The 19,483-nt window shown below is 62.9% G+C and carries 17 protein-coding genes and 3 tRNA genes; 14 read left to right on the top strand and 6 right to left on the bottom strand.

The genetic code is table 11. The features are described 5' to 3' along the window. Window positions 1-563: 563 nt before the first annotated feature. The 10 genes from CLU93_RS02645 to aqpZ all read left to right on the top strand — a co-directional run bounded on the left by CLU93_RS02645 (window position 564) and on the right by aqpZ (window position 6,543). Window positions 564-639: transfer RNA gene (locus CLU93_RS02645), tRNA-Glu, on the top strand. A 122-nt stretch (window positions 640-761) separates the two neighbouring features. Further along, window positions 762-837, top strand: a tRNA-Glu gene (locus tag CLU93_RS02640). A 70-nt stretch (window positions 838-907) separates the two neighbouring features. Further along, window positions 908-983 (top strand) — tRNA-Glu (locus CLU93_RS02635). Window positions 984-1,082: 99 nt separating this feature from the next. After that, a complete protein-coding gene (earP, locus tag CLU93_RS02630; protein WP_099759882.1) occupies window positions 1,083-2,252 on the top strand; it encodes an elongation factor P maturation arginine rhamnosyltransferase EarP in 1,170 nt (389 codons plus the stop codon). A 135-nt stretch (window positions 2,253-2,387) separates the two neighbouring features. After that, entirely contained in the window at window positions 2,388-2,963 is a 576-nt protein-coding gene (locus tag CLU93_RS02625; protein ID WP_071078242.1) for an elongation factor P, read from the top strand. A 157-nt stretch (window positions 2,964-3,120) separates the two neighbouring features. Then, entirely contained in the window at window positions 3,121-4,251 is a 1,131-nt protein-coding gene (locus CLU93_RS02620) for an amidase family protein (protein WP_099759881.1), read from the top strand. A 38-nt stretch (window positions 4,252-4,289) separates the two neighbouring features. Then, window positions 4,290-4,700 (top strand): hypothetical protein, encoded by a 411-nt coding sequence (locus CLU93_RS02615; protein WP_099759880.1) that lies wholly within the window; start codon window positions 4,290-4,292, stop codon window positions 4,698-4,700. A gap of 65 nt (window positions 4,701-4,765) precedes the next feature. Further along, window positions 4,766-5,224, top strand: coding sequence for an Ivy family c-type lysozyme inhibitor (locus tag CLU93_RS02610; protein WP_180287792.1), 459 nt, complete (start codon window positions 4,766-4,768; stop codon window positions 5,222-5,224). Next, window positions 5,224-5,634: a GNAT family N-acetyltransferase gene (locus CLU93_RS02605; RefSeq protein ID WP_099759878.1), complete on the top strand. Its 411-nt coding sequence runs from the start codon at window positions 5,224-5,226 to the stop codon at window positions 5,632-5,634. The genes CLU93_RS02610 and CLU93_RS02605 overlap by 1 nt, the downstream gene beginning before the upstream one ends. A gap of 219 nt (window positions 5,635-5,853) precedes the next feature. Next, window positions 5,854-6,543, top strand: a complete 690-nt coding sequence (gene aqpZ / locus CLU93_RS02600; protein ID WP_099759877.1) for an aquaporin Z — start codon at window positions 5,854-5,856, stop codon at window positions 6,541-6,543. Window positions 6,544-6,996: 453 nt separating this feature from the next. Here aqpZ and CLU93_RS02595 read toward each other — a convergent pair whose 3' ends face one another. Continuing rightward, complete coding sequence (locus tag CLU93_RS02595) at window positions 6,997-7,827, bottom strand: AraC family transcriptional regulator (protein WP_099759876.1); 831 nt, start codon at window positions 7,825-7,827, stop codon at window positions 6,997-6,999. 127 nt (window positions 7,828-7,954) lie between these two features. Between CLU93_RS02595 and CLU93_RS02590 the strand changes: the two genes are divergently transcribed. The 4 genes from CLU93_RS02590 (at window position 7,955) to CLU93_RS02575 (ending at window position 11,969) form a co-directional block, all read left to right on the top strand. Further along, on the top strand, window positions 7,955-9,196 hold the full coding sequence (locus tag CLU93_RS02590) for an MFS transporter (protein ID WP_099759875.1): 1,242 nt from the start codon (window positions 7,955-7,957) through the stop codon (window positions 9,194-9,196). A 249-nt stretch (window positions 9,197-9,445) separates the two neighbouring features. After that, window positions 9,446-10,822, top strand: coding sequence for a cysteine--tRNA ligase (gene cysS / locus CLU93_RS02585; protein ID WP_099759874.1), 1,377 nt, complete (start codon window positions 9,446-9,448; stop codon window positions 10,820-10,822). A 42-nt stretch (window positions 10,823-10,864) separates the two neighbouring features. After that, on the top strand, window positions 10,865-11,434 hold the full coding sequence (locus CLU93_RS02580; protein WP_133250732.1) for a hypothetical protein: 570 nt from the start codon (window positions 10,865-10,867) through the stop codon (window positions 11,432-11,434). Further along, window positions 11,427-11,969, top strand: a complete 543-nt coding sequence (locus CLU93_RS02575; RefSeq protein ID WP_099759872.1) for a hypothetical protein — start codon at window positions 11,427-11,429, stop codon at window positions 11,967-11,969. Before CLU93_RS02580 ends, CLU93_RS02575 begins: the two co-directional genes overlap by 8 nt. Here the strand turns inward: CLU93_RS02575 and dbpA are convergent. The 5 genes from dbpA to CLU93_RS02550 form a co-directional block, all read right to left on the bottom strand. Further along, window positions 11,956-13,380 (bottom strand): ATP-dependent RNA helicase DbpA, encoded by a 1,425-nt coding sequence (dbpA, locus tag CLU93_RS02570; protein WP_099759871.1) that lies wholly within the window; start codon window positions 13,378-13,380, stop codon window positions 11,956-11,958. The two genes, CLU93_RS02575 and dbpA, sit on opposite strands and share 14 nt — an antisense overlap. Window positions 13,381-13,486: 106 nt before the next feature. Next, complete coding sequence (locus CLU93_RS02565; RefSeq protein WP_099759870.1) at window positions 13,487-13,723, bottom strand: hypothetical protein; 237 nt, start codon at window positions 13,721-13,723, stop codon at window positions 13,487-13,489. A gap of 367 nt (window positions 13,724-14,090) precedes the next feature. Beyond that, window positions 14,091-15,755, bottom strand: coding sequence for an acid phosphatase (locus CLU93_RS02560; protein WP_099759869.1), 1,665 nt, complete (start codon window positions 15,753-15,755; stop codon window positions 14,091-14,093). A 113-nt stretch (window positions 15,756-15,868) separates the two neighbouring features. Then, the gene (locus CLU93_RS02555; protein WP_180287791.1) at window positions 15,869-18,376 is read right to left on the bottom strand and encodes a TonB-dependent siderophore receptor; all 2,508 of its coding nucleotides are present in this window, start codon (window positions 18,374-18,376) and stop codon (window positions 15,869-15,871) included. A gap of 102 nt (window positions 18,377-18,478) precedes the next feature. Beyond that, window positions 18,479-19,483 carry a FecR domain-containing protein gene (locus CLU93_RS02550; RefSeq protein WP_099759868.1) on the bottom strand — a complete coding sequence of 335 codons (1,005 nt, stop codon included), beginning with the start codon at window positions 19,481-19,483 and terminating at the stop codon, window positions 18,479-18,481.

Here is a 19,483-nt window from a genome sequence, read left to right as displayed (position 1 = left end):
GCTCCCGCTGACCTCCACCAGCAGCGCAGAAATCACATGATAATCAAAGTCGCCTAGAGCGGCTTTTTTTATTTGCGTCGGAGATTTCTTCGCTTGGGGGAATATGGTTAAGCTGCTAGTGCGCTTGCATGGCATGCAAGAGGTCAGGGTTAGCTCCTGCTGACCTCCACCAGCAGCGCAGAAATCAGATGTTAATCAAAGTCGCCTAGAGCGGCTTTTTTTATTTCCGCCATGCCCCTCGGGGGAATGTGGCGTAGGTCGGATTAGCGGGGCCGCCGAGGCGCAGCGTAATCCGACAACGCCGTCGACCTAAATCAACATCGATATTCATGCCAAGTCGCTTATGCGGCTTTTTTTACGCCTGCTGAAATTGCAATAGCGCAGTATTTCCATATCGCACGAGCATCTTCTGTCCCATAGGGGGATCTCTGCAAATAAGATGGAAAATAAAACCCCCAGCAGTTGATTTCGTGAATCGCTTCGTGTTAAACTTCGCGCACGCTTTTTTGAGGGGCTAAGCAAAGCCTTCAAAGAAGAGTCCGCTGAGAGGTAAGCCAGCACAGGTCCCCATCGTCTAGAGGCCTAGGACATCACCCTTTCACGGTGAGTACAGGGGTTCGAATCCCCTTGGGGACGCCAGGATTTAGTTGTAAAGTGAGTGCAGTGCTGAACGGGCCTGACAAGTCAGGCTTTTTTTGTTTCTGTCATATTGCTGCAGTACCGGGTCAGGATGCGAAATAATGCATTCAGGACAGATTTCTGTCCCCATCGTCTAGAGGCCTAGGACATCACCCTTTCACGGTGAGTACAGGGGTTCGAATCCCCTTGGGGACGCCAGATTCGCAAGTAGTAAGCACGTAAAGTAACAGGTCGGGATGCAAAGCAGCGCATTCAGGACAGATTTTCTGTCCCCATCGTCTAGAGGCCTAGGACATCACCCTTTCACGGTGAGTACAGGGGTTCGAATCCCCTTGGGGACGCCAGACCGGCTGAATCAGCCAACAACAAAGCCGCCTGGTAACAGCGCGGCTTTTTTGTTGTTTGCCGGCATGCCAACGTTTTTCCTTCACTCTTGCCTGCTCATGCCATTACCTAGCGATCGCGTGCCATCCCTGGCCATCTTCTGCAAAGTCGTCGACAACTACGGCGATATCGGCATTTGCTGGCGCCTGGCGCGGCAGTTGAGCGGCGAACACGGTGTCGCCGTCACTCTGTGGGTCGACGATTTATCCAGTTTCCGGCGTATCTGCCCGGAAATCGACGTGACTGCGCCAGTGCAGCAGGCAGGCGGTGTCACGGTGCGCCACTGGCGCGATCAGGAGGGCGTGTTTGCGCCGGCCGATATCGCCGATATCGTCATCGAGTTTTTTGCCTGCGACATTCCGCCCGGCTACATCGCCGCCATGGCGCAGTGCGCGCCGCAGCCGGTGTGGCTGAACCTGGAAGGTTTGACGGCGGAAGAGTGGGTCGAGGGCTGCCATGCGCTGACGTCGCCGCGCCACGGCATGATCAAGCATTTCTTCTTCCCCGGTTTTACCAATAAAACGGGCGGCTTGCTGCGCGAAGCGGCGCTCGATGAAAAAAGGCTGGCATTCCAGGCCGATGCCGGCGCGATGGCGGCATTCCTCGGGCAATTCGGCGTGCGTCCGGCGGAAATGTCTGCTTTGAAAGTGTCGCTGTTCTGCTACCCGTCCGCGCCCGTCGCCGAGCTGTTTGGCGTGTGGCAGGCGGGCAGCGAGCCCGTGACGTGCCTGGTGCCGGAAGGCGTCGCGTTCGATGCCGTTCAGGCGTTTATCGGCGACGATGCGGCGACGGCTGGTGCGGCGCGCACGCGTGGCGCGCTCACTGTGCGCGTGCTGCCTTTCGTGCCGCAAGACGATTACGACCGCTTGCTGTGGGCTTGCGACGTCAATCTCGTGCGCGGCGAGGATTCCTTCGTGCGCGCGCAATGGGCTGGCCAGCCGTTTCTCTGGCATATCTATTTGCAGGATGAAAACTTGCATCACGTGAAATTGCGCGCCTTCCTGCAGCGCTATGCGGCCGATGCCGATGGTGTCATCGACAGTCTGGCGCAGGCGGCGCTGGCCTGGAATGGCGCCAGCGCGGACGCCTTGCCGTGGACGCTGCTGTGGCCCGCCTTGCAGGCCGACCTGCCGCGCATCAGGGCGCGCGCGCAGGCCTGGCAGCGGCAGATGCAGTCCAATGGCGATCTGGCAAGTAACTTGCTGGCGTTCGCCGGCGCGACGAGATAGGCGCTTGCCAAAAATTAAGGTAAAATGCCCGGTTATTTCTAACGTATTTTTAACCGATCAAACGCAAGCTTGCGGCGCTGATGGCGCACAAGCGGCAAATGGTCTTCATGCAACCCACTTTTTACGTACATTCCTATGAAACCCGCAAAAGAAATTCGTGTTGGCAATATCATCATGGTCGACAGCAAGCCAATGATCGTGTTGCGTTCTGATGTCAACGGTTCGAGCCGCACGGGCTTCACCTACAAATGGAAGATGAAAAATCTTCTGACGAACACCCCGATGGAAAACGTGTTCCGCGGCGACGACAAGTTTGACGTTGTTGTTCTGGATAAAAAGCCAGTGACGTATTCGTACTTCGCCGACCCGCTGTTCGTCTTCATGGACACCGAGTACAACCAGTATGAAATCGAAGAAGAAAACCTGGGCGATGCACTGCATTACCTGAAGGATGGCATGGAATGCGAAGCCATTTTCTACGACGGCAAGGCTATCTCCGTTGAACTGCCTACGACCATCGCCCGTCAAGTGGTGTACTCGGAGCCTGCAGTCAAGGGTAACACTTCGGGCAACGTCCTGAAAGAAGCCAAGATCGAAAACGCCATCGAAGCGCATCGCCACATCGTGCAAGTGCCGCTGTTCGTGGCACAGGACGATGTCATCGAAATCGACACCCGTACCAACGAATACAAGCGTGTCGTACGCAACTGATTTGCCCCAGTGCCAAATCATCAAGAAACGCTGCCTTCGGGCAGCGTTTTTTTTGCTTAAAAAATAATTGCCTTTGACAACAATTGTGTTGCAGGGACTGCTATGCTATAGCTAGAACATTATTGCGGCAGAAACATTGAAGTTTCCTGGAGATACCATGCAGCGCAGTCAGATGTTACGCGGTGGCGCGTCGCGTCCCGTATTGGCCCGTGCCACGGTGCCCGCCAGCCCCATGGCCCACCTGCTCGATGCGGGCGTCTTGCCGCAACAGCAGATGATGCAGGCAGGCAAGCTCAGTTCGCATGCGCTGACGTCGCAGTACCTGGCGCGCATCCGCTCCCTGTGCAGCATCGGCGCGCGTGCCTATGCCGGCATTGAAATCAATCCCGATGCGCTGAAAATTGCCCTGGAAATGGACCGCGAGCGGCAGGGGCACAAGGTGCGCGGTCCCTTGCATGGCATCCCCATCGTCTTGCGCGACAATATCGCCACCGGCGACCGCATGAAGACGCGCACGCAGGCGCCGCTGGCCACGCAGGCCAGCTGCGATTCCTTTGTCGCGGCGCGCTTGCGCGCGGCCGGCGCCGTCATCATCGGCAAAAGCAATTTGCGCCATTGGGCCGCCGTCAGCGTGCCGCATGCCAGTGCCAGCTGGGCCGGCCTGACCATCCTGGCCGTGGACAGCGCGGCGGACGGCTCCATCGTCGCGCCTGCTTCAAACTGCGGCCTGGTCGCCATCAAACCCACGGGCAGGGCAGCCGCCGGGCAGGGCGGCGAGCCAGCCACGGCGGGACCGATGGCGCCCAGCGTGCGCGAGGCGGCCTGGCTGCTCGCTGCCCTGACGGGCGAGCGCCTGGCCGATGGCATGGTGCTTGACGCCGCCGGCTTGCATGGGCGCCGCATCGGCGTGGCGCGCCACCTGTTCGGCCAGTGCGCCGGCACCGATGCCGTGATCGAGCAGGCACTGCTGGTGCTGCGCGAACAGGGCGCGGAACTGATCGAGACGCCGCCTGCGCCCGGGCCTGGCGGCATCGCAGCGTTGCTGTGCTCGCATGAACTCGATGCGCTGGTGGGGCCCACGTGTCATGGCGTATCGCAGCCGCAGTGCGCCTTGCCGCAGATTACGGTGCCTGCCGGCGTGGTGGAGGGCTTGCCCGTCGGTTTGTCCTTCATCGGATCTGCCCACGGCGACCTGCCGCTCATCGCGATGGCCTATGCTTATGAGCAGGCGACGTTGCACCGGCGTACGCCGGCATTACCTTCCAGCATCACGCAGGCGCTGCGTTGACCATGATGATGATTCTTTCCGCTTTCTTTCGATAAACTATGCTCGCAACCTTGCTGCTCAGTGCGGCCGTCGCCGCCACCCCGACTCCTTTTGATGCCGCGCAACTGTCTGGCAGCTGGTCCGACAGCGCGAATACGAGCAGTGTTTGCGAAGAAGCGCGGCACTTTACGCGCATGCAGCTGTCTGATGATCATCAGCGGCTGGCGATCTTCAGCGACCGCACCTGGAAAAGCAAGCTCGGTGAAACCAACCGCTTTGCCGCAACCGTGGTGGCGGAAACGGAGCACAGCCTGACTTTGCGCTATGACAATGAAACCCGCCTCAATGCCGCTGGCAAGCTGGTGGAGTGGCAGCTGATTATCGTCGCGCCCGGCGTGTACCGCTGGCGCGAAACGGGTTGGCCGGAAGGCAAGGTCAACGGGGTCGTCGGCATCCGCTGCTCTCCCTGATGCGGGTGTGCCAGCATGGCATTCTGCTATGCTGCCCGCATTATCCGATGCCTTTAGGAGAAGTCATGTCCGCACGTTTGCTGTCCCCCCTGTTCCTGGCCGCCGGCGTGGCGCTGGCCGCCATGCCGGCGCAAGCGCGCACGCCCAGGCTGTCGCTCATTGAGCAAGCGCAAAGCTGCGACGGTGGCCATACCTGCCCGTACTTTCCCGACGTCTACAAGGCGGACTACGCGTTTCGCAAGGCCTTCAATGTGGGCTTGAAAAAAGCCGGCCTGAAGCGGCAGCGCTGGGTGCCCGATGGCGTGGCCAGTCCGCTCAAACCGGTCGAGATCGACGGCAAGGCGCGACTGCTCAGCAGCGTTTGCGAACCGCACAATTGCGGCCACCACTACACCATCCTGTACGACCCGGCCGAGCGCAGCATGACGGGCGTGTACATGGGCAGCGATGCCAAGGGCGGCTTGCGCACCGTGTATTTCGGCGAACCCAGCATTGCCGAAGCCGACCTGCTGTTCAAGAACTGATGCACGCGCCACTGCGCATTTCCAGCGAGCGCGACGAACTGGACGTGCCCATGATCCACCGCTACCTGAGCGAGCAGTCGTACTGGAAGCGCGGCGTGGCGATTGAAACCGTGCGCAAGGGCATCGCCAACGCGCTGTGTTTTGGCGGCTATGTCGATGGCCAGCAAGTGGCGTTCGCCAGAGTCATCACCGATTACACGGATTTTGCCTACCTGCGCGATGTCTTTGTGCTGCCGCAATACCAGGGACGCGGATATGGCAAGCAGATGGTGGCCGCCGTGCTCGGTGATGCACGCTTGCGCGATGTTGCCTGGATGCTGGGAACCGATGACGCGCATGGCCTGTATGCGGGCTTTGGTTTTGCGCCGCTGGAGGCACCGCAAAAATACATGCGCCGCCCGGCGCCTTAATAATTATCAAAAAAACCTTTAAGTGGCAAGATAACCATTAGCATTATTATATGAAATAATGTTGCATTGATAATGACATCATGTCATTATTCGTGCTCTGCAGCGTGCGGTGTTGCTGGTGCTGTGCTTTGTCGTCGCCCCCTGGGCGCGGGCAAAGGTGGTGAGCGGTCCGATTGGTCATCCCTGGCACGTTTTCTCGTCTCTTTAAAGGAATACATCATGAAACAATATGGAGCCGAGTTCCTCGGCACGTTCTGGCTGGTGCTGGGCGGTTGCGGCAGCGCCGTGCTGGCGGCTGCCTTTCCCGGCTTTGGCATCGGTTTTGCCGGCGTGGCGCTGGCGTTTGGCCTGACGGTGCTGACCATGGCTTACGCCATCGGCCACATCTCGGGTTGCCATTTGAATCCCGCCGTCTCGATCGGCCTGTGGGCCGGTGGCCGCTTTCCCGCCAAACAACTGTTGCCGTACATCATCGCGCAAGTGCTGGGCGCCATCGTGGCCGGCGGCGTGCTGTATGTGATCGCCAGCGGGCAGGCCGGTTTCGATGTCAGCAAGGGCTTTGCCTCGAACGGCTATGGCGCCCATTCGCCAGGCGGCTATTCGATGCTGTCGGCGCTGGTGATTGAAATCGTGCTGACGATGTTCTTCCTGATCGTCATCCTGGGCGCCACCGACAAGCGCGCGCCGGCAGGTTTTGCCCCACTGCCGATCGGCCTGGCGCTGACCCTGATCCACCTGATCAGCATTCCCGTCACCAATACCTCCGTCAACCCGGCCCGCAGCACGGGCGTGGCCTTGTACGTGGGCGACTGGGCCACCAGCCAGTTGTGGCTGTTCTGGTTGGCACCTATCATCGGCGCCTTGCTAGGCGCGCTGGCCTACCGCTTGATTGCTGGCGAAAAAGAGTAGGTCGGCTTGGCCCGCAGGGCGTAAGCCGACAATGCCGATAGCGTAGCTTGTCGGCTTACGCGCGGCCTTGCCACGTTAAGCCGACCTACGAGGCTACCGCTTGATTGCTGGTGAAAAAGAGTAGGTCGGCTTGGCCCGCAGGGCGTAAGCCGACAATGCCGATAGCGTAGCTTGTCGGCTTACGCGCGGCTGCGCCACGCTAAGCCGACCTACGAGGCTACCGCTTGATTGCTGGTGAAAAAGAGTAGGTCGGCTTAGCCCGCAGGGCGTAGGCCGACGATGCGAACAGCGTAGCTTGTCGGCTTACGCGCGGCTACGCCACGCTAAGCCGACCTACGAGGCTACCGCTTGATTGCTGGCGAAAAAGAGTAGGTCTGCTTAGCCCGCAGGGCGTAAGCCGACAATTGCCGACAAACCACTTGACGAAAGCAGCCCACGGCTTGCTTTTTTCGTTTAATCGGCAGCGCGCCACTCGCTCAGGTAATGCTGCGGCGTGCGGCCCAGGATGCGGCGGAACATGGCGCTGAAGGCGCTGGGGCTGGCGTAGCCCAGCGCATAGGCGATGGCCGCCACGCCTTCGCCCCGGTCCAGGCGGCAGAATGCCTCGGCCAGGTGGACTTGTTGCAGCCACTGGCGGTAGTGCAAGCCTGTTTCCTTGGGAAATAGACGGATCAGGGTGCGCGCGCTGGCGCCCGCATCCTGCGCCCAGTCCTCGATGCTGCGCCGGCTGCCCGGTGCGCTCATGATGGCCGAGCAGACGGCCACCAGGCGGCGGTCGCGCGGCCAGGGGATGGCGAGGGGCACCGTATCGGCCGCCGCCAGTTCCGACAGGATCAGGTGCGCCAGCCAGTCGCCGCGCCCCGCCAGCGCATACTCGATCGGTTCGGCCAGCAAGGCCAGGATCAGCTCGCGCAGCAGCCGGCTCACTTCCAGCACCTTGCAATCGGGGCCATACCGTGCCGCCACCTGCGCATCGATGTACACGGTGCGCATGCTCAGTTCGCTCAAGATGTGGACTTCATGCACGACGCCCACGGGGATCAGCAGGGCGCGCCGGGGCGGCAATATCCACACGCCGTGCCCGGTGGAGACGCGCATCACGCCTTCCGTCGCATACAGCAGTTGCGCCCGCACATGGCTGTGCGGCGCCGTATAGTCGCCCAGCGCATATTGCCGGGACATGGCCGTCACGGGGCGCGGCACGTGCTGGTAATCGTGTGAGCTGGTGCTGCGGCTGAACGGCACGCCATCGGGGTGGGTCTGGGCGGTTGGAGGGCTGTACATGTGGGGCGTTGGCTTGTCTCTTGGTTGTCACTTGGGCGACGATTATTGGAAGTTGTCAGTTCAGCGACCATACTATACTGGCTTCTTTGCCGGGCCGCCCGCCGTGCCCGATTATTGCGGAAGATACATGCACACAACCACACCTGCCCCGGCATTGGCCAAGTCCGTGCCGGCGGCTCCCTCGCTTCATCGTTCCGAACAACCATCCGGTCTGGCCATGCACATCCTGGGCGCCGTCGCCTTCGTGCATTTGCTCAATGACCTGATCCAGGCATTATTGCCGTCGATTTACCCGATGCTGAAAGCCGAGTTTTCACTCAGTTTTACCCAGGTCGGCCTCATCACCCTGACGTTCCAGTGCACGGCATCGTTGCTGCAGCCCTGGATCGGCTTGTACACGGACCGCCGTCCGCTGCCATTCCTGCTGCCCATCGGCATGTGTTTTACCCTGGCCGGCGTGCTGATGCTGTCCATCGTCTCGACCTTCCCGACCCTGTTGATCGCATCGGGCCTGATCGGCGTCGGTTCCTCGACCTTCCACCCGGAAGCGTCGCGCGTGGCGCGCATGGCGTCGGGCGGGCGCTATGGCTTTGCACAATCGCTGTTCCAGGTGGGTGGCAATGTCGGCTCCGCCCTGGGGCCGCTGCTGGCGGCGGCCGTCATCGTGAACCGCGGCCACGGCAATGTCGCCTGGTTCAGCCTGCTGGCCGTGCTGGCCATCGGCGTGCTGTACAAGGTCAGCCACTGGTATGGCGGCCACCTGGCCAGCTTCAAGCCGAAGGCGGGCGGCCAAGGGCCTAACTTGTCGCGCAACAAGGTGTTGCAAGCGCTGGGCGTGCTGGCCCTGCTGGTGTTTTCGAAGTACATCTACATGGCCAGCCTGTCGAGCTATTACACGTTTTACCTGATCGACAAATTCCACCTGTCGCTCGGCGATGCCCAGCTGTACCTGTTCCTGTTCCTTGCCGCCGTGGCGGCCGGCACCTTCATGGGCGGCCCCATCGGCGACCGCATCGGCCGCAAGCGCGTGATCTGGATTTCCATCCTGGGCGCTGCGCCATTTACGCTGCTGCTGCCGTACGTCGACCTGTTCTGGACGGCCGTCTTGACCGTGATCATCGGTTTCGTCATTTCTTCCGCCTTTTCCGCCATCGTCGTCTTTGCGCAGGAATTGGTGCCGGGCAAGGTGGGCATGATCGCGGGCATCTTCTTTGGCCTGATGTTCGGCGTCTCCGGCATCGCCGCCGCCGCCATGGGCCATCTGGCCGACGTGGCGGGCATCGCCTATGTGTATAAAATCTGTTCCTACCTGCCGCTGCTGGGCATCCTGACGGTGCTGCTGCCGCATATCGAGCAGGCGAAAAAATAAGCGGGCGACGCGGGAGGGCTTGACGGCCCGCCCGCGTACATGCGATATTTGTTCCATGAGCACTTTCATCCTCCCTCCAGTTTTTGTATCCGGCTTTGCATCCGGCGCCGCCGCTGCGCTGTGTCCGTGTACCTGGCTTCGTGAGGATGCGGCCCGGCGCCGTTAAACGTTTTACTCCTCATTCGATGGCCACAGTGTTGAAAAACCTGTGGCCATTTTCTTTTTCCGCAGCGCTAATGAAAGTCCCGCATGACACTCCATTTGTACGATACGTATAGCCGCAGCCTGCGGCCGTTTGAACCCATCGCCGCGGGCCAGGCTGGCCTGTATGCCTGCGGGCCCACCGTCTACGATTATGCGCACATCGGCAACCTTCGCACCTATCTGTTCGTCGACGGCTTGCGCCGCGCGCTCGCGTTCAACGGTTTGCAGGTGCGCCACGTGATGAACATCACTGACGTGGGCCATTTGACGTCGGACGCGGACAGCGGCGACGACAAGATCGAAGTGCGCAGCGCCCGCAGCGGCAAGTCGGCCTGGGACATCGCCGCTGAATTTACCCGCGCGTTTGAAGACGATCTGCGCCAGTTGAATATCCTGCCGCCCACCGTCTGGTGCCGCGCCACGGACCACATCGCGGAACAGATCGCCTTCATCCTCGACCTGGAAGCGAAGGGTTATACCTACCGCACCGACGACGGCATCTATTTCGACACCACGCGCCAGGACGATTATGGCAAGCTGGCGCGCCTGAAGCGCGACGGCCTGCAAGCGGGCAAGCGGGTGGAGCTGGGCGAGAAGCGCGACATCTGCGACTTCGCGCTGTGGAAGTTCAGCGGCGTGCCGGGCCAGCGGCAGATGGAGTGGGACAGCCCCTGGGGCCTGGGTTTTCCCGGCTGGCACATCGAATGCTCGGCCATGGCGGAAAAGCACCTGGGCACGTATTTCGACATCCATTGCGGCGGCGAAGACCACGTGGCCGTCCACCACAGCAACGAGATCGCGCAAACGCAGGCACGCCACGGCACGCGCCTGGCCAACTTCTGGCTGCACGGCGCTTTCCTCAAGACGCAGGATGCGAAGATGTCGAAATCCTCGGGTGATTTTTTGCGCCTGCAAAGCCTGGTGGAGCAGGGCGTCGATCCGCTCGCTTACCGCTACCTGTGCCTGGGCGCCCATTACCGCAGCAGCCTCAATTTCACGGACGACGCCTTGCGCGCCGCCGCCAGCGGTCTGGCGCGCCTGCGCGTGGCCGTGCATGGTCTTGGGGATGCGGACGGCGAGGCCGATCCCGCGTGGCTGGACCGCTTCACGGAACAGCTCAACGATGACCTGAACTTTCCGCGCGCGCTGGCCGTGGCCTGGGAACTGCTGAAAGGCGACCTGCCCGACGCCGTGAAAAAGGCCACCATGGCCCGTTTCGATACGGCACTGGGACTCGATCTGCTGGCCTGGCAGCCGGCGCAGGTGGAAGTGCCGCAGCCCGTGCAGGCATGGATGGCGGAACGGGCCATCGCCCGTGCGCAGCGGCAGTGGGGCGAGGCGGACCGCTTGCGCGCACTGGCGCGCGCGGCCGGCTATGACATCGACGATACGCCGCAAGGGCAACAGGCGCGGCCTTTGTGAAGATGTCCTGCATAATGGCCGCCTGATGAAAATGGAGAGGCCGTGAAGCGTCGTGTGCTGCTATTGAGTTGTTGCCTGGCCTTTTCTGCCGTGCAGGCGGCCAGCGAGTGTCCGGGCTTTCCCGCGCTGGCCACATCAGGCGAGGCGCTGCTGGCGCAAGTGCGCGCGCTGCCGCCCGTCGGCATCGACCGCGAACGGCAGGCGTGCGTGCCGGCGACCATCATCGATTTCGCCTACAGCGGCGGGGTGCTCTGTCGTTTTGGCAGTGAAGTCGATGCGGCGACATCCGCCGTCACGCGCCTGGCCGATGGCGGTGAGCTGGTCGAATACCTGTATCTGTTCCCGTATGCGCCCGCCTCGCACGCGCGCTTGCTGGCGCTGCTGGCCGCGCGTTTTAGCCAGGTCGACAAGGCGGCATGGCCGGCCTTCCTGCAGGGGATCACGCCGGGCAAGGAAACCACGGCCCTGTTCACGCAGGGCGGCTACTATATTTCGCTGGGCAAGCCCACCGAAGGCGATCCCGCCGCATGGTATTCGAATGTGATCTTTGAAAAGATGGACAAGCCTGCGCTGGGTGTGCGCAAGGTTTGCAGGGAAGGGCGCGATGGCTGAAGCGGACGCTTTTCCGGCCGCCTTGGCCGGCACTGTGGCGCAGCTGCTGCCCGTGCTGGGGAGCAGCCGGGCACACCCGCCATTTGCCGTGTACCAGAATGGCGAGGCCTTGCTGATCCCGACGCGCACGTACTATGACCGCGAGCAGCTGCTCGCTTGTACCCTGCTGCCCGGCGACGCGGGCGTGGTCGCCCTGTGCCTGGGCACACGCCACCATGACGGCCATCTGCGCGAAGCGTGTGCAAGACAGCTGTTGCTGCAAGAGCGGGCGTGGACGGTGCCGTTCGTCGTGCACCTGTGCGGCGAATACGTGCTGGAGATTATTGAGATAATTGGCGCGGCGCTGCCGGCCTGGAATGCCGATGCACTGGCGCGCTATCTGCGGGAAAACCCCGCGTATGTGGCCACTCTGGAGCGGCGCAGCATCAGTTACTGGAGCTGCTACTACCGCGGGCAATATCCCGTGTGGGACGATTACCCGGCACGCAGGACCATGGCGGCCCTGCGTGCATTGCAGCAGCTTACGCCTCGATAAAGCGCATCTTGAAGCTGCGGCCCTTGATGTTGCCGAAGTCGCGGCCCAAGGTATTGCCGGCGTTGAGGCGCTTGAAGGCCGCTTCTGCCACCTTGCGGTCGAGCGCCACGTAGGTCATGAACTCGAACACGTTGATCTTGCCCACTTGCTCCTTGGTCAGGCCCGCGTCGCCCGTCAGCGCACCCAGCAAGTCGCCCGGGCGCAGCTTGTCCTTCTTGCCGCCCATGATGCACAGGGTGACCATCGGCGCCGGCAGCGCCTCCATGCCGTCATCTTCCGCCAGTTCCTTCAGGTCGTGCCATTCGGCGGCGCTGTTCTGGTACTGCTCGATCAGCTTGACCCATTTCTTCTCGTTCGGCGCACACAGCGACAGGGCCAGGCCCTTCTTGCTGCCGCGGCCCGTGCGGCCGATGCGGTGGATGTGCACTTCCGTGTCCTTCGAGACGTCGACGTTGATCACGGCGCCCAGGTCGGAGATATCGAGGCCGCGCGCGGCCACGTCGGTGGCGACCAGCACGGAGCAGCTGCGGTTGGCGAACAGCACCAGGATTTCATCGCGCTCGCGCTGTTCCAGCTCGCCATACAGGGCCAGCGCGGAAAAGCCTTGCTGGCGCAGTTCTTCGGCCAGTTCGCGGCAATGCACCTTGGTGTTGCAGAAAGCCAGCGTCGATTCCGGCTTGAAGTGCTTGAGCAGCTTGCCGACGGCGCCATTGCGCTCGTCGAAGCCGATTTCATAGAAGCGCTGCTCGATCTTGTCGTTGTCGTGCTGCGCCTCGACCGTCACTTCCAGCGGATTGACGAGGAACGATGCCGTGGCGCGGCGGATGTCTTCCGGATACGTGGCCGAGAACAGCAAGGTCTGGCGGCGTGCGGGGCAGGCGCTGACGATGCCGGCGATTTCCTCGTAAAAGCCCATGTCCGTCATGCGGTCCGCTTCATCGAGTACCAGCGTTTGCACGTGGCTCAGGTTGATGGTGCCGCGGCCCAGGTGGTCGCGCATGCGGCCCGGCGTGCCGACGACGATGTGGGCGCCGTGTTCCAGCGAGGCGATTTGCGGGCGCATCGGCGCGCCGCCCGTCAGGGTCAGGATCTTGATGTTGCCGGCTGCGCGGGCCAGGCGGCGCAGCTCATTGGCCACCTGGTCGGCCAGTTCGCGCGTGGGGCACAGCACCAGGCCTTGCACGGCAAACCAGGCCGGATTGAGCTTGTGCAGGATGCCGATGCCGAAGGCGGCCGTCTTGCCGCTGCCCGTTTTCGCCTGGGCGATCAGGTCGCGGCCATCGAGCACCGCCGGCAGGCTTTGCGCCTGGATGGTGGTCATCTCGTGGTAGCCGAGCGAGTCCAGATTGGCCAGAAAGGCGGGCGTCAGCGGCAGGCTGGAAAAAGAAGTGGTAGCGGATGTGGTGGTCATAAAGGGCGGAGCCGGTAAAAAGCGGGTGGATGGGCACAGTCTACAGGCTTACGCCCTTGTGCGGTGGTGTGGAAGCCGGCGGCAAACGGCCGCCAGCGTTGGGGTATCAGTTGTCAGGCGCCCAGATGGGCAAGCCGGTGAGATCAAGGCCGGCGTCGCGCGTCCACACGGGCAGGCCCGTGGCGTCCGTCGGCTCCAGCAATTCGAGCTGCACCTGCTTCAAAGCCACCTTGCGCGCGCGCGTGCGGCGCTGCGGTTCCGGCGCCGGCTCTGGCGCCTCGTGCGCAGGCAGCTGGCCGAAGCCGGGCAAGTCGATGGTGGCGTTGTCTTTTTTATCTCTCATTTACTAACCTCTGTCCCTGGCCTGCGAAAGCCAGGGGGCGGGCAAGGTGCTGCCCGCCTATGTCTATACGCTTTAACTTCATCCACAAAACAAAAGCCCGGCTACTGGAGTCGGGCTCATTGTTGGAACATCCGTCAGGAATACCTGACCTGCGGATTTAAGAACCTGTCCCGGTAGGGAGCGTCTGCAGCAGATTGCTCATCGGGAGCGCGGACAAGGCGTGAGGAGGACGCCTGGCGAGCCAGGCTACGACGAACAACGCAGTACCCGCTTCCGAGGGGCTGTCTGCTGCTGATGTATTCATCTGCCGGGACAGGTTCAAAGTGCGGCACGCAGTGTATCACAGGCGTGCCGCACTGTGTGGGGCTTAGCGGAAGCTCAAGGCGCCAGTCAAGTCACCCGGCGGCAGCGCGCCGCGCGCCGCGAATGCGTCGTTGCGCACTTTCAGGCCTTCGAGCAGTGGCAAGTCGTGCAGGCGCGTGATCAGGCGCAGGATCGACGTGGTGTCATAAAAACTGTGGTCGACGGCGCCTTTTTTCGCGTACGGCGAGACGACGATGGCGGGAATGCGCGTGCCCGGACCCCAGCGGTCGCCTTTTGGCGGCGCCACGTGATCCCACCAGCCGCCGTTTTCATCGAACGTGATCACCACGATCATGTCTTTCCACTGCGGCGATTCCTTCAGATGCTGGATGATGTTGGCCACGTGCTGGTCGCCCGACTCGATATCCGAGTAGCCGGCATGCAGGTTCAGATTGCCCTGCGGCTTGTAGAAGGTCACGGCCGGCAGCTTGCCCGCCACGGCGGCGGCGAGGAATTTGTTCGAGATCGGGCTGTCGCCCGTGCCGCCGTCGCGCAGGTGTTCGGCGCGCGCCGCCGTGCCAGGCGCGAACTGCTTGAAGTAGTTCAGCGGCTGGTGGTGGAACTGGAAGTTGGGCTTGCTGCCGCCGCCCTTCTGGTCGAGCGCCGCTTGCCAGCCGCCGCCATACCAGGCCCAGCTGACGCCCTTGCGCGACAGCAGGTCGCCGATGGTGTCATAGGTTTGCGGTGGCAGGGTGTTCGCATCGGCCGGGTCGGCATGCAGCGGGTCGCCATCGAAGGCGGGGCGGACGTAACTCGGTTGATATGGCGGCGCCATGGTGTTGACGGCATAGCCGTCCGGTGTGAGGGCACCGTCGTTGACGTACTTCGGTTTGCCATCGAGCGCGGAGGCGGGGCACTCGGGAGAGATCGCCAGGCGCACGCCTTGCGGACCGTCCGACAGCACGGCGATCTTTTTCTTCGCTGCCGTTTCGGATGCATTGAAATACTCGTTGGCGCGCCCCGTGACGAGGAACTGGTGGTTCATGTAGGAGCCGCCGAAGGCCGCCATGAAGAAGTTGTCGCACAGCGTGTACTGCTCGGCGATCTGCCACAGGTTCAGGTTTTTCGACGTTTCGCCGTAATGGCCCATCACCAGGCCGCCGCTGTCGGCCCAGGCGGCAAAGCCGTCGTTCTTGCCGCCATTGATCTGCATCTGGTTGTTATAGAAGCGGTGTACCAGGTCGCGCGTGATGATGCTCTCGGGCAGGGGCTTGCCGGCCGCGTCGCTCAGTTTGTAGGGCGCGTTCGGCAGGCCGGAAATCTGCTCTTCCTTGATCAGGTAATCGGTGCCGCCGATATTTTGCTGGTTCGGCACCAGGCCGCCCCAGATCTTCGGCAGGGTGGCCAGCGGCTTGCCGTCGCGGTCCAGCTGCTGCGCCTGTTCTGCCGTGACGGCGGACAGGGGCGCGCTGGTGCCGGGGAAGTTGGCGAACAGGTTGTTGAAGCTGCGGTTTTCCAGGTAGATCACGACCACGTTCTTGACGTGCGCCTTGAGTTTCGCGTCGAGCGAACCTTTGGCGATGCTCTTTTTGGCTGGCGCGGCGTCGGCCAGCGCCGGCAGGCTGGCGGCCAGGCCGACTGCGGAAGCGGCCTGGAAAATGCGCCGGCGCGAGGGATTGGCGGGTTGGTCGGCCGGATCGGCTGGCAGGGCGGGGGCGAGGTCCTTCACACATTCTCCTTGGGTGTTTCTGTGGCACGGGCAGTGTTTGTGCCCGTGAAGCGGAAAATTGTATCACCGGCCCTGCGGCAATGTGAAATATTCGGCCCGCCCCGTTCAGTGCATCAGAACTGATACCGCACGGTCAACGCCACCTTGCGCGCCGGGCCATGCATGCCCGAGTACCACCAGTCCGATACAGAAGCCGTGTACTTCTTGTCGAACAGGTTGGCCACGTTGACGGTGGCAGAGAGCTTGTCGCTGACGTCGTAGCGCGCCATCAGGCTGGCCACCGAGTACGCCTTCTGTTCCCAGTGCAGGGTACTGTTGATCTGCCACGCGTCGATGTCGGAATACACGCGGCTTTGCCAGTTCACGCCGCCGCCCAGCGTCAGGCGATGCAGCTCGCCGGGCAGGCGCCAGGTGGTCCACAGTTTCACCAGGTGGCGTGGGAAGGTGGTCAGGATCGCCTTGCCGGTATTGTTTTCCGTCTGGCTGTAAGACCACGATGCCGAGATGTTCCAGCTTGGGGTGATGGCGCCCGTCGCTTCCAGGTCCACGCCCTGGGTCTTGGCGCCCTTGATGGTGCGGTTGGCGGGAGTGTTCGTGCCGGGTACGGTGTAGCCCGGATCCGATTCGGCCAGGTTGCTCTGGCGGATCTGGTACAGCGCGGCAGCCGTGTTCAGGCGGCCATCGAGCCAGCCGCTCTTGATGCCCGCTTCAAAGGTCTTGCCTTCGCGCGGCGCCAGCAGCTTGCCGTAGCGGTCTTGCGATGCCTGCGGCTGGTAGATGGTGGAGTAGCTGGCGTAGGCGCTGTGCGTGCCGTCGATGTCGAACACCAGGCCGCCATACGGCGTGAAGACCCGGCTTTCCGAGGCTGGCGACGCGCTGTAAAAATTCACGGAAGGTGCGTCCGAGATGTAATTCTCGCTGTAGCGCAGCACTTTTGCGCCGGCGATCAATTTCAGGCGCTCGGATAGGTTGAGGCGCGTGGCGGCATACGCGCTGGCCTGGCGGCGCGTGCTGTCGTAAGTGACGACGGCATTGCCAAACGCCGGTGTTGCCGTACGGTTCCAGCGGTACAGGTTGGCGGGCGTGCTTGCGACGCCGCCGCCGAAGCGGCCATCCGTCGTGCTTTGGAATTCGCTGTAGTCCATGCCCAGCACAAGTTCGTGCTGGCGGCCGAACGCGCTGAACGGGCCACGCACATTGACGTCCACGCTGTTGACCTGGAGCTGGTAATCGCGGTAGTCGGCATTGAGCAGCAGGCCGTCGCCCGTGGCCTGGTCGGGAAAGCCGCCACTCACGTCCAGGTAGATGGAGCGCTCTTCTTGCGACGACTGCACGCGGTTGGCCGAGATTTTCAGCTTCCAGTCGTTCGCCAGTGCGTGTTCCAGGGTGGCAAAGAGGTCGGTCGATTTGGTGTCGAAGCGATTCGACTTGGCCGCCGGGCTGAAGGAGCGCGGCAGATCCGTCATGGCGCCATTGCTGTAGAACAGGGGAAAGCCCAGGTAGGACAGCGAACCATTCGAGCGCTTGCGCTGGTGCGTGACGCCGGCTGTCAGTTTCGTGCCGGCGGACAGGTCCGCCTCGACCACGCCATACACCACTTTCTTGTCGCGGCTGTAGCCGTCGATGATGCCGTCGCCTTCCTCGTACACCGTCACCAGGCGGCCGCGCACGGTGCGTGCCTCGTTCAGCGGGCCCGCGATATCGGCCATGCCGCGCCGTTCATCGTAGGAGCCCAGCTCGCCCTCGACGGAGGCCTGGAACTGCGCCGTCGGCTTCTTGCGCACCATGTTGATGGCGCCCGAGGCATCGCCCGCGCCCGTCATCAGGCCCGAGGCGCCGCGCAGCACTTCGATGCGGTCGTACAGCGCCATGTCGGCCAGGCTTTGCGACGGTATCGCGTTCAGGCCGAGGTTTTCCGAATGCGTGCTGACGCCATCGAGCTGGTAATTGGTGATCGAATAGCCGCGCGAAGTAAAGCCCGTGCGCTCGCTGCCCAGCGAGAACAGGGTGATGCCCGGCGTTTGCGCCATCACTTGCGCGATGGTGCTCAGGCCCTGGTCCTGCATGCGCTGCTGCGTGATGACGCTGACCGACTGCGGCGTTTCCCGGATCGACAGGCCCAGCGGCGTGGCCGTGGAAACCGGCAGGGCGGAGACATACGCGCCCGAGCCTTCCGTCGCATCCTGCTGCGCCTTGACCGATACTTCCGGCATCATGGCGATGGCGATGGCGATGGCGTCCGCGCCGGATTCCGACTGCGCCGGGCGCAGCACATAGCTGCCATTGGCGCTGCGCTCGGCCTTCAGGCCGGTGCCGCGCAGCACGCCGTTCAGGGCCGCCAGTACGTCGTGGCGGCCAATGAGGCCTGCGGAGGTCTTGCCGCGCGTCTGTTCCGGCGCAAAGCTGAGGATGACCCTGGACTGGCTGGCGACCTGGCGCAGCGCCGCAGCCAGGTCGCCGGCCGGCACCTGGAAATCCTGACTCGTGGCTGGCGCTGCGGCGCTTTCCTGCGCCAGGGCTGGCGCCTGGACGTTCAGCAGCAGGGCCGAACCGATGAAAACGAGTTGGATGGCATACGCCATGCGCTTGATGCGCGGCGTGGAATGAATGGCAAGAGACATGGTTACCTTGTGGTGTAGTCGTCAAAAAGAACGTTGCCTACACAGGTCACGCGAGAAACGCAAACGGGTAAGGTTTTTTTGCGGCGGGCGTCAAATAAATTGTTAGCGCTGCCGGCGCGCTTCCACCTGCACCCAGTAGCGCGTGCGCAGGCGCACATCGACGGGCAGCGAGTCGGGCAGCGACAGCAGCACGGCGTCCAGGTCGGCCAGCGGGAAGACGCCGGAGATGCGCAGGCCGGCGATGGCGTCGTCGCAGCCCAGCAAGCCGTGGCGGTAGCGGCTCAATTCATTTAGGAAGTCGCGCAGCGGCATGGCGTCGGCCAGCAGCAAGCCCTGGCGCCAGGCCCAGATGTCGGGCGAGATGGCGTGCGCGGGCAAGAGCTGTTGCGCCGTCATGCCGCCGCCCTGGCCCGCATGGATCACGCGGTAGCCGTCGCCATGGCGCGGCGTCAGCCGCACGGCGCCTTCTTCGACGGCGACCAGGGTATTGCCGTCCTCCTGGCGCACCGAGTAGCGCGTGCCCAGCGCCTGGGCGTGGCCATGCGCGGTTTCGACGAGGAAGGGGCGGTAGGGCCGGCCCGTTTCGCGGGCGGTGGCGATGAATATCTCCCCTTGCACCAGTTGCAGCAGCCGTTGCGTGCCGCTGAAGCGGATGTTCACGGCGCTGCCGCTGTTCAGGTGCAGACGGCTGCCGTCGGGCAGGGCCAGCTCGCGGCGCTCGCCCACGCCCGTGGCCATGTCGGCCAGCGCGGCGCGGGCCATGTCGGGCGCATATTCCGAGCGCGCGCCGAACCAGCCCGTGAGGCCGATGGTCGAAACCCACGCCAGCAGTTGCAGGCTGTTGCGGCGCGAGATGGGCGCGGCAGGACGCCGTGCCAGCGCCGTGCGGCACGCTTGCGCATCGAGTTCGCGCAAGCCGCCGCTGGCGCTTTCGATGTGTTTCCACGCCCGTTCATGGTCGGGGTGCGCCTGGCGCCATTCTTGCCAGGCCGTCTTTTCCGCCGGCGTGGTGGCGCCGCTCATCAGGGTGGTCAGCCATTCGGCCGCCTGCATGGCGATGGCCAGGTCGATGGGCTGGCCCAGTGCATGGACGGTGGCGGTGCGCAT

The sequence above is a fragment of the Janthinobacterium sp. 35 genome (assembly GCF_002754575.1).
GTDB lineage: Bacteria > Pseudomonadota > Gammaproteobacteria > Burkholderiales > Burkholderiaceae_D > Janthinobacterium > Janthinobacterium tructae.
Note: the sequence above shows the minus strand (reverse complement) of the source record. Positions and strands in the feature narration are given on the sequence as shown.

What these genes read in the sequence shown, in the direction of transcription:
- CLU93_RS02595 (WP_099759876.1), bottom strand. Translation starts at nt 7,827, where the DNA reads ATGTACAGCCCTCCAACCGCCCAGACCCACCCCGATGGCGTGCCGTTC.
- CLU93_RS02590 (WP_099759875.1), top strand. Translation starts at nt 7,955, where the DNA reads ATGCACACAACCACACCTGCCCCGGCATTGGCCAAGTCCGTGCCGGCG.
- aqpZ (WP_099759877.1), top strand. Translation starts at nt 5,854, where the DNA reads ATGAAACAATATGGAGCCGAGTTCCTCGGCACGTTCTGGCTGGTGCTG.
- CLU93_RS02555 (WP_180287791.1), bottom strand. Translation starts at nt 18,376, where the DNA reads ATGTCTCTTGCCATTCATTCCACGCCGCGCATCAAGCGCATGGCGTAT.
- earP (WP_099759882.1), top strand. Translation starts at nt 1,083, where the DNA reads ATGCCATTACCTAGCGATCGCGTGCCATCCCTGGCCATCTTCTGCAAA.
- dbpA (WP_099759871.1), bottom strand. Translation starts at nt 13,380, where the DNA reads ATGACCACCACATCCGCTACCACTTCTTTTTCCAGCCTGCCGCTGACG.
- CLU93_RS02565 (WP_099759870.1), bottom strand. Translation starts at nt 13,723, where the DNA reads ATGAGAGATAAAAAAGACAACGCCACCATCGACTTGCCCGGCTTCGGC.
- CLU93_RS02615 (WP_099759880.1), top strand. Translation starts at nt 4,290, where the DNA reads ATGCTCGCAACCTTGCTGCTCAGTGCGGCCGTCGCCGCCACCCCGACT.
- CLU93_RS02610 (WP_180287792.1), top strand. Translation starts at nt 4,766, where the DNA reads ATGTCCGCACGTTTGCTGTCCCCCCTGTTCCTGGCCGCCGGCGTGGCG.
- CLU93_RS02620 (WP_099759881.1), top strand. Translation starts at nt 3,121, where the DNA reads ATGCAGCGCAGTCAGATGTTACGCGGTGGCGCGTCGCGTCCCGTATTG.
- CLU93_RS02625 (WP_071078242.1), top strand. Translation starts at nt 2,388, where the DNA reads ATGAAACCCGCAAAAGAAATTCGTGTTGGCAATATCATCATGGTCGAC.
- CLU93_RS02550 (WP_099759868.1), bottom strand. Translation starts at nt 19,483, where the DNA reads ATGCGCACCGCCACCGTCCATGCACTGGGCCAGCCCATCGACCTGGCC.
- cysS (WP_099759874.1), top strand. Translation starts at nt 9,446, where the DNA reads ATGACACTCCATTTGTACGATACGTATAGCCGCAGCCTGCGGCCGTTT.
- CLU93_RS02605 (WP_099759878.1), top strand. Translation starts at nt 5,224, where the DNA reads ATGCACGCGCCACTGCGCATTTCCAGCGAGCGCGACGAACTGGACGTG.
- CLU93_RS02575 (WP_099759872.1), top strand. Translation starts at nt 11,427, where the DNA reads ATGGCTGAAGCGGACGCTTTTCCGGCCGCCTTGGCCGGCACTGTGGCG.